The sequence below is a fragment of the Rubripirellula tenax genome (genome assembly GCF_007860125.1).
In the GTDB taxonomy this organism is placed as follows: domain Bacteria; phylum Planctomycetota; class Planctomycetia; order Pirellulales; family Pirellulaceae; genus Rubripirellula; species Rubripirellula tenax.
In genome coordinates, this window is record NZ_SJPW01000013.1 from 13223 (window position 1) to 29001 (window position 15779).

Annotated in this window: 11 protein-coding genes and 23 tRNA genes; 32 read left to right on the forward strand and 2 right to left on the reverse strand. The window is 54.9% G+C overall.

Features of this window, described 5'->3' with window-relative positions:
- Positions 1–6: 6 nt before the first annotated feature.
- A complete protein-coding gene (locus tag Poly51_RS29200; RefSeq protein ID WP_146462500.1) occupies positions 7–528 on the forward strand; it encodes a DUF2924 domain-containing protein in 522 nt (173 codons plus the stop codon).
- A complete protein-coding gene (locus Poly51_RS31525) occupies positions 525–1709 on the forward strand; it encodes a recombinase family protein (protein ID WP_246114855.1) in 1185 nt (394 codons plus the stop codon). Before Poly51_RS29200 ends, Poly51_RS31525 begins: the two co-directional genes overlap by 4 nt.
- Positions 1710–1778: 69 nt before the next feature.
- On the opposite strand, the gene Poly51_RS29210 is transcribed toward Poly51_RS31525, so the two are convergent.
- A complete protein-coding gene (locus tag Poly51_RS29210; protein WP_146462501.1) occupies positions 1779–2396 on the reverse strand; it encodes a hypothetical protein in 618 nt (205 codons plus the stop codon).
- 508 nt (positions 2397–2904) lie between these two features.
- On the opposite strand from Poly51_RS29210, the gene Poly51_RS29215 reads away from it, so the two are divergent.
- The 25 genes from Poly51_RS29215 (at position 2905) to Poly51_RS30870 (ending at position 6917) form a co-directional block, all read left to right on the forward strand.
- Positions 2905–2976, forward strand: a tRNA-Phe gene (locus Poly51_RS29215).
- A gap of 58 nt (positions 2977–3034) precedes the next feature.
- Positions 3035–3107 (forward strand) — tRNA-Pro (locus tag Poly51_RS29220).
- Between the two features lie 180 nt (positions 3108–3287).
- Positions 3288–3384: transfer RNA gene (locus Poly51_RS30845), tRNA-Arg, on the forward strand.
- Positions 3385–3395: 11 nt separating this feature from the next.
- Positions 3396–3468, forward strand: a tRNA-Ile gene (locus tag Poly51_RS29225).
- A gap of 25 nt (positions 3469–3493) precedes the next feature.
- Positions 3494–3566: transfer RNA gene (locus Poly51_RS29230), tRNA-Lys, on the forward strand.
- A 146-nt stretch (positions 3567–3712) separates the two neighbouring features.
- Positions 3713–3783: transfer RNA gene (locus Poly51_RS29235), tRNA-Gly, on the forward strand.
- A gap of 8 nt (positions 3784–3791) precedes the next feature.
- Positions 3792–3863 (forward strand) — tRNA-Asn (locus Poly51_RS29240).
- A gap of 22 nt (positions 3864–3885) precedes the next feature.
- Positions 3886–3957 (forward strand) — tRNA-Gly (locus tag Poly51_RS29245).
- A 25-nt stretch (positions 3958–3982) separates the two neighbouring features.
- Positions 3983–4053 (forward strand) — tRNA-Gln (locus Poly51_RS29250).
- 20 nt (positions 4054–4073) lie between these two features.
- Positions 4074–4148, forward strand: a tRNA-Gln gene (locus tag Poly51_RS29255).
- A 93-nt stretch (positions 4149–4241) separates the two neighbouring features.
- Positions 4242–4314, forward strand: a tRNA-Asp gene (locus Poly51_RS30850).
- 104 nt (positions 4315–4418) lie between these two features.
- A tRNA-Glu gene (locus tag Poly51_RS29260) sits at positions 4419–4493 on the forward strand.
- 21 nt (positions 4494–4514) lie between these two features.
- A tRNA-Ser gene (locus Poly51_RS30855) sits at positions 4515–4598 on the forward strand.
- Between the two features lie 123 nt (positions 4599–4721).
- Positions 4722–4792: transfer RNA gene (locus Poly51_RS29265), tRNA-Trp, on the forward strand.
- A gap of 19 nt (positions 4793–4811) precedes the next feature.
- Positions 4812–4883: transfer RNA gene (locus Poly51_RS29270), tRNA-Val, on the forward strand.
- Positions 4884–4933: 50 nt separating this feature from the next.
- Positions 4934–5203 carry a hypothetical protein gene (locus Poly51_RS29275; protein WP_246114856.1) on the forward strand — a complete coding sequence of 90 codons (270 nt, stop codon included), beginning with the start codon at positions 4934–4936 and terminating at the stop codon, positions 5201–5203.
- A gap of 224 nt (positions 5204–5427) precedes the next feature.
- Positions 5428–5498 (forward strand) — tRNA-Ala (locus Poly51_RS29280).
- Between the two features lie 12 nt (positions 5499–5510).
- Positions 5511–5582, forward strand: a tRNA-Leu gene (locus Poly51_RS29285).
- A gap of 12 nt (positions 5583–5594) precedes the next feature.
- Positions 5595–5668 (forward strand) — tRNA-Leu (locus Poly51_RS29290).
- Between the two features lie 224 nt (positions 5669–5892).
- Positions 5893–5965, forward strand: a tRNA-Val gene (locus Poly51_RS29295).
- Positions 5966–6167: 202 nt separating this feature from the next.
- Positions 6168–6239 (forward strand) — tRNA-Arg (locus Poly51_RS29300).
- 18 nt (positions 6240–6257) lie between these two features.
- Positions 6258–6331, forward strand: a tRNA-Thr gene (locus Poly51_RS30860).
- A gap of 25 nt (positions 6332–6356) precedes the next feature.
- Positions 6357–6428: transfer RNA gene (locus Poly51_RS30865), tRNA-Arg, on the forward strand.
- 150 nt (positions 6429–6578) lie between these two features.
- Positions 6579–6770: an SEC-C metal-binding domain-containing protein gene (locus tag Poly51_RS29305; protein ID WP_246114857.1), complete on the forward strand. Its 192-nt coding sequence runs from the start codon at positions 6579–6581 to the stop codon at positions 6768–6770.
- A 76-nt stretch (positions 6771–6846) separates the two neighbouring features.
- A tRNA-Cys gene (locus Poly51_RS30870) sits at positions 6847–6917 on the forward strand.
- A 411-nt stretch (positions 6918–7328) separates the two neighbouring features.
- Here the strand turns inward: Poly51_RS30870 and Poly51_RS29310 are convergent.
- Positions 7329–7577 (reverse strand): hypothetical protein, encoded by a 249-nt coding sequence (locus tag Poly51_RS29310; protein ID WP_146462502.1) that lies wholly within the window; start codon positions 7575–7577, stop codon positions 7329–7331.
- Between the two features lie 385 nt (positions 7578–7962).
- On the opposite strand from Poly51_RS29310, the gene Poly51_RS29315 reads away from it, so the two are divergent.
- From Poly51_RS29315 to Poly51_RS29335, 5 genes are all read left to right on the forward strand, one after another.
- Positions 7963–9162 carry a DUF1559 domain-containing protein gene (locus tag Poly51_RS29315; protein ID WP_146462503.1) on the forward strand — a complete coding sequence of 400 codons (1200 nt, stop codon included), beginning with the start codon at positions 7963–7965 and terminating at the stop codon, positions 9160–9162.
- A gap of 150 nt (positions 9163–9312) precedes the next feature.
- Positions 9313–9816: a sigma-70 family RNA polymerase sigma factor gene (locus tag Poly51_RS29320; protein WP_246114860.1), complete on the forward strand. Its 504-nt coding sequence runs from the start codon at positions 9313–9315 to the stop codon at positions 9814–9816.
- A gap of 1 nt (position 9817) precedes the next feature.
- Positions 9818–11146, forward strand: a complete 1329-nt coding sequence (locus tag Poly51_RS29325; protein ID WP_146462505.1) for a FecR domain-containing protein — start codon at positions 9818–9820, stop codon at positions 11144–11146.
- Complete coding sequence (locus Poly51_RS29330; protein WP_246114858.1) at positions 11143–13284, forward strand: sulfatase-like hydrolase/transferase; 2142 nt, start codon at positions 11143–11145, stop codon at positions 13282–13284. Before Poly51_RS29325 ends, Poly51_RS29330 begins: the two co-directional genes overlap by 4 nt.
- Complete coding sequence (locus Poly51_RS29335) at positions 13281–15764, forward strand: virginiamycin B lyase family protein (protein WP_146462506.1); 2484 nt, start codon at positions 13281–13283, stop codon at positions 15762–15764. The genes Poly51_RS29330 and Poly51_RS29335 overlap by 4 nt, the downstream gene beginning before the upstream one ends.
- Positions 15765–15779 lie beyond the last annotated feature (15 nt).

A 15779-nucleotide genomic window follows, 5' to 3' on the forward strand; every position in this document is an offset into this window, starting at 1 on the left:
CAAACGATGTCCTTGAACATCAACAAAGAAGTCCGTGCGATGGAAAAACGATCCGTTCGCGAACTTCGCAAACAGTACGCCGACGTGTTCGGCGAAGGCACGAATGCATCGAACAAGCCTTGGCTGATCAAGCGGATCGCTTGGCGGATGCAGTCGAACATCGAGGGCGACATTTCGCAGCGCGCTCGAGATCGAGCAGGCGAGATTGCCAACGATGCCGACGTTCGGATGACGCCGCCGCCGGAAGGTTCGTCGGCTGGCGCGGCAACCGCGACGTTGAGGCCGGCTCGAAGCGGCGAGCGAACCAAGACGGTGAAGGTCTGCATGCCGGTCGACGATCGTTTGCCACCGCCGGGCACAACGCTGACTCGAAAATACAAGGGTCAGATGTATCAAGTGACGGTCTTGCCGGTCGGGTTTGACTTCGATGGCGAGGTCTACAAATCGCTGACGGCGGTCGCGAAAGCGATCACGGGCCAGCACTGCAATGGATTCACCTTCTTCAAACTCGGGAAGCCACAACAATGAAGCGAAACGAAAACAAGACGATCCGTTGTGCGATCTACACTCGGAAGTCGACCGAAGAAGGGCTTGAGCAAGAATTCAATTCGCTCGACGCCCAACGCGAATCCGGTGAAGCCTACATCGCCAGCCAGATGCACGAAGGTTGGACGTGCGTGCCGACGCGGTACGACGACGGCGGGTACACCGGCGGCAACATGGACCGGCCGGCGTTGAAGCAACTGATGGCGGACATCGAGGCCGGCAAGATCGACTGCGTTGTTGTCTACAAGGTGGACCGGCTCAGTCGATCCTTGCTGGACTTTTCTCGGATGATGGAAAAGTTCGATAACGCCGGCGTGTCGTTCGTGTCGGTGACGCAGCAGTTCAACACGACTTGCAGCATGGGACGGTTGACGCTGAACATCCTGCTTTCGTTCGCACAATTTGAACGCGAGATCATTTCCGAACGGACTCGGGACAAGATCGCGGCTTCACGTCGGAAGGGAAAATGGTCCGGCGGCATGCCGCTGCTTGGCTACGGCGTCGATGCCGACACTTCAAAGTTGGTCGTCGATCCGGACGAGGCGAAACGTGTTCGGGCAATCTTTGACCTCAGTAATTTTCTCGCAAAGCCGAGGGTGGTTGAGGACGACGAGCCTGCCCCGGAGCCGCCTCCCGTCGTCGTTGATCCGGGCGTCCTTCCTGATCGTTTGCTTCGCGTGCCCGGCTTCGTCAACGAGGTCATGGACCATTGCCTCGACACAGCACCGTACCCGAACCCGGTGATGGCGTTCTGCGGAGCGTTGTCGCTGCTGGCCATGCTCGCCGGCCGCCGCGTGCGTGACCCCGGCGACAACCGCACGAACCTCTATCTGCTGCCCGAACCCGTACCTCCAGTGTGGCCCGACGACTATCCGCCCGGCACGCCCGACCCCGGCCCGCGACCGCCCTGGTGGCCCGACGATGCGATCTGGCCGCCGCAACCGGAAACACCGGGCGTCATTGAGGTTCCGCCGTCACCACACATTTGGCCGCGACTGCCGCCCGACCATCCCTACCACGTCCCACCCGGCTACTCCGCGCCCGACAACCTGCCACCCGGTCACCCCGGCGAGTCTTATCCAGGCATGCCCGACTACCCCGTCGTTCACCCCGGCGACTGGGGCGATGACTGGCCGAGCTATCCCGGCTTGTACGACGATTGAAATTCGTAGTCACGCCAACGCTTCAACAAACAAGCCAGCATTAAGCTGGCTTGTTTCGTTTGACATCGCCTATATTCGATGGGCAATTGCACTCGCACCGACATGGTTCTTCACGCGGGTTCCAAAATCCCTGAGATATTCTCTTGAGACTCGGGAGAAATGAACCTTCGCGGCAATGATATCCAGCGTGAAATCGTTCAGCTTGTGGGAAACAAACTCATCCTTCTTGATGCAAACTTTAAGGATTCGCTCTAGGTGCCGAATCGGCAGGTTTCCATGCACGATCAGTACTTTAGGACGGATCGCGTTGAGCAAGTAATCAAACACAACTGTGTCCGCGCGTTGACTTGGTGTCAGATCTCTCTGATCCTTGGAGTAGTGATGAGACATGTTCATCTCCATGCACCTGAGTGGTTGCAGTAATTCACAGAGCTCTTCAATACGATTCCGCGTTGGTGTTCTCTTTCCTTTGTTGAGCCGACGATGCTCGGCAAGCCACCCAACCTTATCACAACCAAGCTTCTTCGCGTCCCAATAGGGCCAGAATGGGGTAAGCGTGCCTGGATTGATCCCAGCCTGCACAACTTCGCAACCTATCGGTGAACCATCGCACATGAACGGGCGACAGGTTGCATCTTCACCTGTAAGTCTTCGGACTTGCCGGTCAATTTCGCGGATTGACGTCATTGGATCTGCTGTCCCTTTCGTTCTCGCTGCAACATGATTCAAAAGACACCGTTCGCCTTTTCAAGTGAGATGAAAGTATAGTCTGCGCCCCACACCGCGGTTTCCCCACACGACGCGGTTAATAAGTACTTCTTGGATTTCTTGACGTTTGGTGAAATAGAGTCACGGTCTCGCGCATCTCCATTTTTGTGAAAGCGAGATTTTACGTGAACCATCGTGACGCGAAAGCGTCTATCTACCTGAACTACAAGTCACATTCACAGACGAGCGAGTAACGAGCTTTCTGATGTTATCAAGAACCGAATCCAGTCGACTCGAACAGATACACGAAGGCAATGCGTTCGGCGGGCAACCGTTGAATACAGATAATGCCCCGGCGTATCCGCGTCTGATGTGACACTCGCTTTCAAAAGCGAACGACTTCTTCATGAAGGCTCGGTGTCACCAAGACATCGAGCCTTTTTTCGTGCCTGCATCGAACGGGCAACTCCAACAACGAACTCAATTTGGGCTGGTAGCTGAGACGGTCTAGCGGCGGTCTGAAGAACCGCAGACGAGGATTCGAGCGCCTCCCGGCCCACTGACAAGGAAGATATGCGCCGACAGCAACGGCTGCGGCGATCGAAGCAAAACAACATCGGATACAGGCGCAGATGGAAGCACGCCTGCTTTGGGAGCAGGAGGGTCTCGGTTCGACTCCGAGGTGTCCGACTTTTTGAAACGACAACATGGTAGTCGAGGGCTGGTCGCCCAAATCCGCCTGATACGCGGGTCGCGCTGAGTTCGATCCTCGGGGCTACCACTTGAAGTAGGTCACAGGTTTCAGGTCACAGGGATCAGGTAAACGAATCATGCAGACACTTTTGAAACGCATAGCCGCGATTGAACATCGGGGCTGTGGTGTAACTGGCAGCATGTCGGGCTTCGGGCACCGACGCAGGACGCGTTGGTCGTCGTGTAGGTGAGAGTTCGATCCTCTCCGGCCCCATCGCTACACATCGGCGTGTAGCTCAGGGGTAAGAGCGGCGTCCTTATAAGGCGACGGTCGCGGGTTCAATTCCCGCCACGCCGACTGAAACGAAACAACGACGACAGATGGGATTGTGGCAGACAAGGTAATGCATCGGACTCTTAATCCGAGCGATGTGAGTTCGATTCTCACCGATCCCACTTGAGAACTTTTGAAACAAGCACTGATGGTCTAACGGCAAGACTCCTCCGTCGCGAGCGGGGTGATGCGGGTTCGATTCCGGCTCGGTGCTCTTGAGACGCTTCGGCGTTATTGATCTTTGACAATTTGGTAGTGATGCATTTTTGCGCCCATGGTGTAGTGGTAACCCATCTGCTTGCCATGCAGGAAATGCGAGTTCGATTCTCGCTGGGCGCTTTGCAAAATCCGGTGTGGCCCAATGGTAAGGCGGCTCCCTGTTAAGGAGACGAGTGATGGTACGAGTCCATCCGCCGGAGCTCTTGTTTTTTCAGTAAACACGTGTCCTTGGCCGATCGGCTAAGGCGTCGGACTTCCAATCCGAGCAGGCGGGTTCGATTCCCGCAGGACACTCTTCCGAGATGCTCACGATGTCACTCGGGTGTCGGCTAACGGTAAGCCAGCTGCCTTTGAAGCAGTGGTATGTAGGTTCGATTCCTTCCGCCCGTGCTGTTGATGAAAGACCAAACGCCGGAGTAGCAGTTGTTGGTCGCTGCACCTCGCTCTGAACGAGGAGTTCATTGGTTCGATTCCAGTCTCCGGTGCTGTGGCCGTCCTGTATTGGTTTCAGGAACTTCGCTGTGAACGAAGTCCATGTCGGTTCAATTCCGATCGGTCACCCTCGCGTGAACATTTTCGGTGGCAATTTCCTCTGGGAAGGAAGCTTGATTGTCTATCAAGTCGTTGCGGGTTCGACTCCCGTTGCCATCGCTTTCAAGCCGCATTCGACTACTGGCTAGGTCGGCTGCTTCTCAGGCAGCAGGAAGGAGATCGAAACTCCTATGCGGTACTCGCTTCGATCGAAGCAACAAAACGGCGTGGTAGATTCTGTTGGCAGAATCGTCTGGTTTTCATCCAGGAGTCCGCGGGTTCGATTCCTGCTCACGTCACTGCGTTCAATAACGCAGTACGGAAGTCACCCGGCCGGATGAGGACACTGTTTTGAAAACAGCTGCGGTAAAAAACCGTTGTGGGTTCGAGTCCCACGGCTTCCGCTTGTTTGATGAAATCTTGGGAGCGTTTCCACACGGGAGACTGTAAATCTTCTGCCTTTAATTGTGTGGTAGTCGGCGAGAGGTGCGATTCCTTGCGTTCCCACTTGTTTTGAAAACTTTCACACGTCTCTGGTGTAACGGTAGCACTGCTGATTCCAAACCAGTTAGTCAGGGTTCAAATCCTTGGGGACGTGCTCTTCGGATCGACAACATGGTCCTGTGGTCCAACGGCGACGACACCTGTTTTACACGCAGGACACGATGGTTCGATTCCATCCGGGACTACTGCTGGCGTCACGGTGACGCTGGCCCGCACCTAACGAAGGAGAACGACGATGTCCAGAAATGTGAAGTACGTGCAATGTGCGATGAGACGCAACATCGTCGGCGGATCCGTGCGAACGACATCGTACATCCCTCAAGAGTTTGCGAAAGTCGGCCGCGTGCTGAGGCTAAAAGACGACAACGTCGGCTGGGTCGATGGCTGGGTGGTCGAGTGCGTCGGTGACGCGATCGTCGAAGGCGACCAAATTCCTGACTCGCACAAGGCGATTAAGAACCATCGCAAGTCGACCGGCGACAGTACTCCGCGACTGCATGCATAACACGTTGGCAGCCAAGGGAAGGACGCGGTCGGTCGCGTCCTTCCCAACGGCACCAGCGATCAACGCCTAGATACGCCAACCGGCCGAGCGGCTCGCCTTTAATCCGAGTGTTTGCAGGTTCGACTCCTGCTCTGGGCACTAGCAGAAGTTTGAAGAGTGAAGTTTGAAACATCCGACGCGAACCATTTTCACCATTAACCCTTCACTCCTCTAACTTCATTCATGGGGCGCTCGTCCAACGGGAAGACGTCTGTTTTGCACGCAGAAAATCGGGGTTCGATTCCCCGGTGCTCCACTTTTCACAATCGCTGAGGTAGGCCAACGGCGAGCCGCTTGTCTTAGGAACAAGTGCTTGCGGGTTCGACTCCCGCCCTCAGTACTGATTCAACATGCTGTGGTACGCAAACCGGCAAAGCGGCGAATTTCAAACGTTCGTGTTTGAGGGTTCGACTCCCTCCCGCAGTATTTGACGAGTCTTGAGTCGCGAGGACAAGCTCAGGACTCATCGCTCAAGACTCACATCTCCAACGATGCGGGTGAGCCAGGCTCAGCCGGGCCTCATAAGCCTGGACCGTCGGGTGCGACCCCCGAACCCGCTACTGAAATAGCTGTTAGCAAATGGCGTTTAGCTGTTAGCCCAGACTGAAGAAGCTAATCGCTAAACGCCAATAGCTAATCGCTTCTTCAACGATCGCGTGGTCCAGCGGCGAAGACGGCTGCGTGACAAGCAGGAGGCCGATGGTTCGATTCCATCCGTGATGTGCTTTTCAATGATGGTCTGTAAGTGTTGCGGCAGCACGCGTCTGTGGTATGGACGAAGACCGGGTTCAATTCCCGGACGGACCTCTCGCAATTCTCGTTTACGGAAGGCAGCCGGATACGGTTTGCCGGGCCGCACCGCTAACGCGTGCCACCTTCGGGTGATGTGGGTTCGACTCCCTCGCCTTCCGCTTGTTAACGAAACGGCTCGATGGTGAAACGGACATCATCTCTGGCTTCTAACCAGAAGTTCCGGGTTCGATTCCTGGTCGGGCTACTGATGCGAACAAAGCCAGCCGACGTGGCTCGATGTAGAAAGGCAACGCTCTTGTAAAGCGACCCATGCTGGTGCGAACCCAGTCGTCGGCTCTTGTGACTAGGTAGTCAACCAAATGACTCGCGGGTGTGCTGGACAGCATGGCAGTCTTCGAAACTGTCGGACCAGGTTCGATTCCTGGGCGGGTTACTCAAAATGTTCTCGGAGTGTGCCGGACTAGCACGCGACTTTGCGAAGGTCGTAGACCAGGTTCGATTCCTGGCGAGAGCACTTGTTGTTGAAGATCGAAACCTCAAACACGGAGCAGACCGATGCGATACGAACACGACGACGAGCGATATGACGAAGCCCACTGCTTTCGAGCCGATGAGTAAACGCCGCCGCGGCTACCCGTCCGAAACGAAAGTCAAACACGGAGTCCGAATCATCCAAGGCAAGCTGCTCGAGGAAAAGCTCGGTCGCAACGACCTATGCCCATGCGGCAGCGGTCAGCGGTTCAAACGTTGTTGCCTGCGATCGGGCCGTCTGTGATGGCGTCAATCGCGACGACTACTTTTAGAGACGATGACTGAACGACACACGCTCGCGGCAATCCCGCGAGCAACAAAACGCTGGAGCCAGATGGCTAGGCGGCCGGCTGCAACCCGGTTCAAGTGGGTTCGACTCCCACCAGCGTTTCTGACAGATCGACTGCAGACTCGGATTACATCTTGAAAATGTGAAACATCTGAGTTGTCCCTTCGTCGATCCGTCTTCAACCAAATCACGGCGACTGCCGGTTCGGACTACATGGTGAGAGCGCGTCGCGATGCGACGAGGTCGCGGGTTCAAGTCCCGCCAGCGGACAAATGTTCGCGAGTAGCTCAGTAAACAACGTCTGACCAAATCTTCGTCGCCAACCGTTCACGATTGACTGCCTGATTGGACTACATCACCTCGACTGTCGTGGGTTCGAGTCCCACCGAAGCGAACCTCGCGTTCGCTTCGTAGCTCAGTTGGTAGAGCATCGAATTTGTCTGATCGACCCACTTCGTCAATCGCGTTTTCCCTCGCGGACTCGCCAACGCAGTTCGGTGGACACGTACGCCGTCACGGCGCGCCTGTATCCGACTGTTGGCGAAGCGTGTATTCGGCGCGCGCCTTAAGCAGATTCAGCTCGTCGACCTGTTCCAGCAGAGCATCGAGTTCGGCAACTTCATCTTGGGAGAGTTCACCCTCAGAGTTGCGTCGAAGCAGTTCGTCGAGTCTTGATTGGGACCGTGGGGCAAGCATTGAACTTGCAAGCGCTTCCAAGCCGGACGTGCTGACGGTTGGCAATATCTTCGACTCGTTTGACATCACTCGCTCCGAATAAGACGCATATCCAACGTAGAAACAGGATAGCAGTTTGTGCTAACTCGGCTCTACCGCGAAAATCGGGTGTCCCAAACCGTGCAAAAAGCGGTGTTTTCGTCCATCTTCGCTAACCGTTTTGCCCGCCGTCCTGCAGGCAAATTTTGAGGCTTGGTCCAAATACTCCGGCATCAACCTCCAGGTAAAGTGATTGCTCTGTGGACTTACCACCGACCGGGCTCAGTTTACCGAAATCCGTGAACGCTATTTGCAACCAGAAACATGCTGATTGTCCGACATCAAGAAATTTCGTCGATTTTTGGTAATCGCGGGATCAACGGTAGTTACTAGGCAAACGGTTTGTTTCCCGCTCGCACAGCGACTTTCAAATATGTCTGCTCCGAATCCTCGACGCGCTCTCACATTGATTGAGTTGCTGGTTGTGATTGCGATTATCGGCGTTTTGGTTGGCATCCTTCTGCCAGCAGTGCAAGCGGCACGGGAAGCCGCTCGGCGGATGAGCTGCAGCAATAATTTTAAGCAGATTGGAGTTGCGATCCACAATTATCACGCAGCCTACAATAAACTTCCAATGCAGATTGGCGGTACTTTTCATCCACGAGACAACGCGACCTATGCCGGAGCCAATCGGAATCGTGCTACCAATCAGTTCAATCTTGGTTTCCTGGTTGGACTGACTCCCTATCTCGAGCAGCAATCGCTTTGGGAGCAGATCAGCAACCCCTATGCGTTTGATGTCGATGGCGAAACCGTGATTTCACCGGCGTGGCCTGCGATGGGGCCGGAGCCTTCCGAACCAACCTATGGGCCATGGAGCAGAGAGATTCCAACGCTTCGGTGCCCAAGTGATCCGGGGACCGGTTTGCCTTCGCTTGGACGCACGAACTACGCCGCTTGCTATGGCGACAGTACTGATTGGGTCGAAACGGGATACTGGCGGTGGGATGGTGGCTCCAGTGGTTGGATCTCAGACGTGTTACAGGCAACGAGAGCCAACGGGTCCTGTCGTGGTGTTTTTGTCCCGCGAAAATTCACGGCCTTTAAAGATGTCCAAGATGGCCTTTCCAACACGATTGCCTGCGGAGAAATCGCTACCGATCTGGGGGATCGCGATGTGCGAACGACACCGCACTTGTTCACAGGCTGGGGACCGGTCGGCGTCCATAGCAACCCACGGGTCTGCCAGCCCGATCGCGATCCCAATCGCCCTCGGTTTTGGAGTGTGGGTTTTACGAACATTGGAGCTCCCGAGAATCGGCGAGGTTATAGTTGGGCCAATGGCGGTCCGCTTTATTCAGGATTCAACACGACTTTGCCGCCTAACAACGAGATTTGCTTGGGGGCAGATCATTCTTCAGGCGGTCACGCACCGGCGAGTAGTCGGCACGCGGGTGGCGTTCATGTTCTGATGACCGATGGCGCTGTCAAGTTTGTTAGCGAATCGATCGAAGCCGGCGATGACACTGCACCCGTAGTTACTTCCGCTAATGCGGGACGGCCAAGCCCGTATGGACTTTGGGGATCGCTTGGAACACGCGCATCGCACGAAGTGATCAAGGAGGAGTTTTAGCCGCAACCCGCTGCGTCAAACTCACGTGCGTAGCGAAACTCGTCAAGAGTTTCGACCGCCAGGGGAATCGCCGAAAGCCTTGACAACTTTCTTTACGGGTCAGCTATCTGACGTTCCATGGAAAACAAGGATCAACAATACGATCGTTTTATGTCGCTCTTTGTGGGCACTGAGCGAGCGATTAGAGGGTACGTACGTTCGTTGCTTCCGTCGAGTCAGGACGTCGATGATCTGATGCAGAATATTGGTCTGGCGTGCTGGCACAAGTTCAATGAATTTGACCTGGAGGGATCGAGCCAAGATTTTGTCCGGTGGTGTTGTGTAATCTCTCGGTTCGAAGTGTTGCGGTTTCGACGCTCACGGGCCAGAGATCGATTGGTTTTGAGTGAAGAGGTGATCACATTGCTTGCTGTCGAGGCAGAAGATCGGTTGCAGCGGAGTGAGACGGAACGACAAGCACTGAAGCATTGTCTACAAAAGTTAAACGAGCCTGAACGACGCCTGCTGCTGAGCATTCACACGCGAGGCGATTCGATCTCGCGAATCGCTGCGGAATCGAACGTAAAAGCCCGTCAACTCTACAGCAAATTGAACGCACTCAGAGACTTAGTTGCCGATTGCGTACGCGCGTCGATGGCTCAAGGGGAAGCATAAAATGAATCGCTCGATTGAATCGCTGGCTCGTGCCTATCAAGACCAGACTCTCAGTGAGGACGACGTAAGAGAGTTGGATCAACTTCTCAAGACGAACGCTGGGGCTCGTGAAATCTTCCTGCGCGAAACTAATCTGATTGCCACGCTCGAAGATATTGCATGTGATGAAGTAGCCGAGTTGCCAACGGTTACCATGCTTTCACTGCCGAGGCAGCTACATGATGAAACGTCTCAGGCGAGCCCTCTACGATGGACGATGGCCGCCGGTTGGTTCGTGGCGACTGCGGCCGTAGTACTGTTGATGGCGAGCCTTTACTCGATTTCGAATCCAGTAGACAAAGCGATCGCGACGATCGTCGGTCTCAGCGGACCTTCGCAATGGACAGGTGATGGCGGGCAAGTCCGAAGCGATCTCACGATCGGAATGCAGTTGCCGGGCGGAACGATTGATGGCCTGTCACCAGAGTCTTGGTTTGCCCTGGAGTTCACCGACGGCTCGACAGTCAGAACGTCTGGGAATTCAATGCTTGCCTACTCAGAGGTTAGACAGAAGGTGCTTCATCTGAAGTCGGGCAACCTGTCGGCAGATGTCGCGCCGCAACCGGATGGCCGTCCGATGCTGATCCATACTCGATCTGCCGTTCTCGAAGTCATTGGAACAAGCTTTGACGTCGATGCCGATCTCGCTTCGACGGCGCTGAATGTCACCGAGGGAATGGTGCGCGTCAAGCGACTCAGTGACGGCCGTCAGGTCGAGGTGCCCGCGCAGCACCAGGTTGTCGCCGCAGCGGACCACGATTTGAGCGTCAATCAAATATCGCGCGTTGCCTACCAATGGCGCAGTCGACTCGAAGAGGGAGCGAGTCGTACGTTTGGTCGCTGGCTTCCTGCCATGGGTGATGCGGGGCCGCTGCTGCATTGCATTCCCTACATGACCAAGGATGGGCGAACGATCTACACGTCCTCGTTTCAAGTCACGGCAGCCGAAGGCGCACCCATCATGACCAGCGATCGGTCGATCGTCTCAGTGAGGGGCCGTCTTGATCGCGCCACTGACCTTTACGTTGGCATGTCACTGAAAACGGAAGACGGCACCTTTGCCGGCAGATTCCAGGTTGTATTGCCGAGTGAACAATTCCAAGGGCAAGAAGTGTTTGAGATCAGTTTGCCCCTCGAGGATTTCACGCTCGACCCGTCACTGGCCTCGATGAAACGGGAGTTTGCCAAGTCAGCGAGTGATTTGGTTGTCGATACCGTTTGGTGTCATACGCTCTATGTACCGGTCGGGTTAGCGGTCGCCACCATTGAACTGGCGGAGCGGGCTGAATGATCGGAAAAACCTACTCTCGTAGCGAAACTCGTCAAGACTTTCGGCAATCAAACTTGCGTCCGACCGCGCCGAAACTCTTGACGAGTTTCGCTACGCTGTGTGTGTTGCTCGCTTCAAATATCTCGCTCGCCGAATCGCGTCTTCCAAACGTTGTTGTGCTGCTCTCGGACGACCTTGGGTGGAAAGATATCAGTTGCTTTGGCGGGCCCGTCCGGACGCCAACGTTGGATCGACTGGCCAGCGAAGGAATGCGATTTACCGACTTTTACTCGGGAGCAGCTGTCTGTTCGCCTTCACGAGCCGTCTTGCTCACGGGGCGAACAAATCTTCGCTGTGGTATCTATAGCTGGATCAACGACAACGACCAACGGATCCATCTTCCCAAAAGCGAGGTGACGATAGCGGAGTTGCTGAAGGCTGAAGGTTATGCGACGGCTCATTTCGGTAAGTGGCATTTAGGGATGCCGACGGCGAAGTATCCGGATAAGCCGACTCCATCGGATCACGGCTTTGATTATTGGTTTGCGACGGCCAACAATGCGGGACCAAGCCATCGGAACCCAAAGAACTTCATTCGCGACGGTAAGAAGGTGGGAGAGCTCGAGGGCTACTCTTGTGATCTGGTTGTCACCGAAGCCGCGGGTTGGCTCGACCGCCGTTCTAACAAGGAAGTGCCGTTCTTTCTGAATGTGTGGTTTCATGAACCTCACGCGCCGCTCGCCGCACCAGACGACCTCGTCCAGCAATACGGAGAAGAATCCGACCCGGCGGCAGTTTACTCGGCGACGGTTGCGAATACCGATCGGGCGATCAAACGGTTGCTCGAAAAGCTTCACGACGTCGAGGAGCCCGATAATACCATTATTATTTATGCCTCCGATAATGGCAGCTACCGAAGTGACCGTGTCGGAGATCTTCGAGGGATCAAGGGTTCCAACTACGAAGGCGGAATTCGAGTTCCTGGGGTTTTTCATTGGCCGGGTCACATCGCGGCCGGGGCCGTGACGAGTGAACCGGCAGGACTGGTTGATCTCGTCCCAACTGTCTGTGGATTGATTGGTATCCAGCCGCCACAGGTACATCTCGACGGAACCGATCTGTCTGATCTGTTGACCGGAAAATCCGAAAAAGTTGCGAGAGATCAGCCGTTGTTCTGGGGTGAGCCACTTGGCGGTCCGCCGTTTGCAATTCGTGACGGACGCTACTCGATGGTTGCCTATCGCGAGGGTGAAGTTCCCAAAGATCAGCAGGCGATTGCTTCCATCAAAGCGAGGATTGAAGCGACGCTGCGGACCAAGGGGATTTTCGAGACGGAAACACGGGGAAGCTCATTCGAAGCAAAGCTTTTCGAAGGGTTTTCTGATCGGGAAGTAGAAACGCTCCGTGGACAGTTCATCCAATTGAATCAATTTCATGAGTCCTGGATTCCGGCAATCAAGCAATCCAAACTAACAAGGTTCGAGCTCTACGACTTGGTGGAGGATCCTTCGCAGAAGCGGGAGTTGTCAGTTCGCTTGCCCCAAGTTCACTACCGCCTCAAATCGAAAATTCAGCAATTGGCTTCCGATGCTTTGCAGGAAGCGTTCGATTGGTCGTCGAGCGAAGCGGCACCGGGGGAAGGGGAGCAGTCCAAGGCTCACATTCATCGCCTCGAATCCTTATTTCGCTCACCTTTTGACGCATTTCTGTATGTCAATCGGATTCCGGCCAAGACCGAGTCGGGTGAAACTCATGGCGACTTGGCCGGCCGCATTTTGGGTCGGCTGGCAAACCAAGAAGGAAGGATTCTGATCAAGCTTCCGCCGAGAATGAATCGCCTGGCATACGAGGGATTCAAGATCGCATTGGAAAGCGACACAGCTCTTCATTCCGGACGCTGCTTTTCCTGTCATCACCTACCCGATCTTGGTGATCTGGTGGCGAACCCGCCAATTCCTTCCCTGCGCAATCGTTCGATATCGCCCGATCAGTTGCGAGAAGTGATGAGCAGTGATGCTCATCGTGAGATTCGGCTCGACGACGAAGACTTGCAACGTTTGCACGCCCTGTTGCAGACACTGACCGATGTTCCGGATGAGAACTTCCGGGATTTGATACTCAAGGCCACTGTACTGGATACCTCCGGAGATTCTGAATGATTCGCTTGAACCCTTTGCTATTGCTAATGTTGATCACCGGCTGGGGCGGTGCCTGTTCACTCAGCTCACTCGCCGCCGATGTCACGGGGCATTCGATTCGTGGCCGTGTCGTCGATGTATCGAACGATGGTGTTGAAGGCGTGATGGTATCTGCGATCGACGACGAACAGCGAAAATGGACGTCCGTCTTCACTCAAAAAGACGGCTCGTTTGCAATTTCCGGATTGAGGAAGGTCGAACATAACATCCGCGCTCGGCTGATGGGGCTTTCCGACGAGTGGTTCAGCGGTATCGTCGCCGGCACGGAAGATATGGTGATTCAAACGCGGCCGGCAGTCGGAAAAGAATTGGAATTACAGCGTCCGGCCAGCAGCGCCATGAGCATGCTTGCCTTTGACGACCCGCGTGACAAATTGAATTTCAAAATGATGTGTGCCTACTGTCACCAAGTTGGAACAGTCGGCTTTCGCACTCCGGAAGAGCCTGTCGATTGGGAAACGATGCTGCGGCGAATGGATGGGTTTGGGGGGCTGTACCCACATACCCAGTCAACCATCATCGGGCGGCTGATGGCGACCTACAAAGACAACGCCGTTGAGAAGTGGCCAACCTTTGTTCCGCCGCCTGCTCCAACGGGACTTGCGGCTGCCGCAACGATCACGATGTGGGAGATGGATGAACCGCTGCAGGGTTCTTTTCATGATTTGGAAGTTGGTCGCGATGGGCGAGTTTATGCGGTCAACATCAGCAGGCACCGGATGATCGCCTTGGATCCAGATACTGGAGAGCAAACGCCGTACGAGTTTCCACCACGAACCTACGCGCCGCATTCGATCGAAACCGCAAACGATGGCAGCCTCTGGACCACCATGTGCGCGAGCGGCCAGATGGTTCGCTTCGACATCGAGACACATGACTTTGAGGTCTATAGCAGTGCCGAGGCTCCCAAAAAACGTGGCGACTATCCTCATACGCTACGAATCAATCCCAAGGACCCCGAAGGCTTGATTTGGTACACCGATGCGGGTTCCAATTCTTGCTTTTCAATCCATCCCACGACACACGTGGTCAAGGAATACAAGCTGCTTGATGCCGGCCAGGCAATCGGCGCGGGCCGCGGTGAGTCGCGGGGGATTACACCCTACGGTTTGGATTTCTCGCCCGTCGACGGCATGATTTGGTATTCCAAATTGAATGGAAATCGAATCGGCAGAATCGACCCCAAGGCGGAGGATGGTGCGATCAAGGAATGGAATCCTCCATTTCGCGGTCCTCGACGTTTGCACGTTGCGCCCGATGGGATGGTTTGGGTTCCCGGATTTGGTTCGGGTGTATTTGGCAAGTTTGATCCGAATACCGAAGTATGGACTGTGTATGAATTACCCGACGCAGAGAACCAAATACCTTATGCGCTGAACGTTGACAAAGAAGGCATCGTTTGGATTTGCGGTACCGGAAATGACACGATTAATCGTTTTGATCCGAAAACAGAAACGCTAGTCGAGTTCCGATTGCCGACGCGAGTTTCCTACACACGCGAAATCGAGTTCGACGACGAGGGGAATATCTGGACCAGCACCTCGGGGCCTGCGACGCATATGGAACGTGGTGTCGGTGCAGTGATCCGAATCTCGCTGCCGAAATCATTGCCTGAAGACGGCGGGATCCAACTTGCCGGCAAAACGTACGAGCGCAACCACGACGTCGGCAATCTGGCAACGGCTCCAGAGACGAAAAGGCAACCCGACAATTCGGCACTGCTCATGAAAATTGCCGGAATGGAACTGCCCAAACCTTACGTACCGAAGCAACATCAGCAGTACGTCGATACGATGTTGGCGAGCATGTCGGAACACCGACGTGGTCGAGCCAATCGGTTGTGGAATGAGTTTCGACAAGCGAATCCGGACAAAATGAACGATGGAAGAATATTCATACGAATTATCGACTACGTGGCCAACGAGACGATTGCTCCAATGTCCGATCGGCGTTTCATCACGAAGTGGCAATTTCACAACTTCGGATCGGCCCCAGATCAAGTGAGCGGTCGATCGCCCGAAAATGGCAAACTCGTCTTTGAGCAAGCAGCCTGTAGTCGCTGTCACACGATCGCCGGACAGGGTTCCAAATACGGCCCAGACCTAACCGACGTCACTAAGCGATTCCAAGGAAGCAAGCTGCTAAAACAAATTGTCGCTCCCTCCAGCGAGATCCACAAAGAGTTCCAGACACAGATGATCTTGGTGGACGACGGGCGACTGTTGACGGGAGTGGTGATTGAAGAAAACGAGGATCAGCTTCGTTTGCTGCCTAACCTGCTCAAACCCGATAAAATGGAAGCGATTGCCAAATCATCGATCGAGCAGCGCCGGGTAGCCGACGTCTCGAGCATGCCTGAAGGGCTGCTGGACACATTCACGATCGAAGAGATATTTGACCTGCTCGCATTCCTGCAATCTCGGCATGAGACAGGCGAATGACACTGGTGGCTAACC

Excerpts from the sequence above, each read along its gene's own strand:
- Poly51_RS29335 (WP_146462506.1), top strand. The coding sequence starts at position 13,281 with ATGATTCGCTTGAACCCTTTGCTATTGCTAATGTTGATCACCGGCTGG.
- Poly51_RS29305 (WP_246114857.1), top strand. The coding sequence starts at position 6,579 with ATGACGAAGCCCACTGCTTTCGAGCCGATGAGTAAACGCCGCCGCGGC.
- Poly51_RS31525 (WP_246114855.1), top strand. The coding sequence starts at position 525 with ATGAAGCGAAACGAAAACAAGACGATCCGTTGTGCGATCTACACTCGG.
- Poly51_RS29315 (WP_146462503.1), top strand. The coding sequence starts at position 7,963 with ATGTCTGCTCCGAATCCTCGACGCGCTCTCACATTGATTGAGTTGCTG.
- Poly51_RS29325 (WP_146462505.1), top strand. The coding sequence starts at position 9,818 with ATGAATCGCTCGATTGAATCGCTGGCTCGTGCCTATCAAGACCAGACT.
- Poly51_RS29210 (WP_146462501.1), bottom strand. The coding sequence starts at position 2,396 with ATGACGTCAATCCGCGAAATTGACCGGCAAGTCCGAAGACTTACAGGT.
- Poly51_RS29320 (WP_246114860.1), top strand. The coding sequence starts at position 9,313 with ATGTCGCTCTTTGTGGGCACTGAGCGAGCGATTAGAGGGTACGTACGT.
- Poly51_RS29200 (WP_146462500.1), top strand. The coding sequence starts at position 7 with ATGTCCTTGAACATCAACAAAGAAGTCCGTGCGATGGAAAAACGATCC.
- Poly51_RS29310 (WP_146462502.1), bottom strand. The coding sequence starts at position 7,577 with ATGTCAAACGAGTCGAAGATATTGCCAACCGTCAGCACGTCCGGCTTG.
- Poly51_RS29275 (WP_246114856.1), top strand. The coding sequence starts at position 4,934 with ATGTCCAGAAATGTGAAGTACGTGCAATGTGCGATGAGACGCAACATC.
- Poly51_RS29330 (WP_246114858.1), top strand. The coding sequence starts at position 11,143 with ATGATCGGAAAAACCTACTCTCGTAGCGAAACTCGTCAAGACTTTCGG.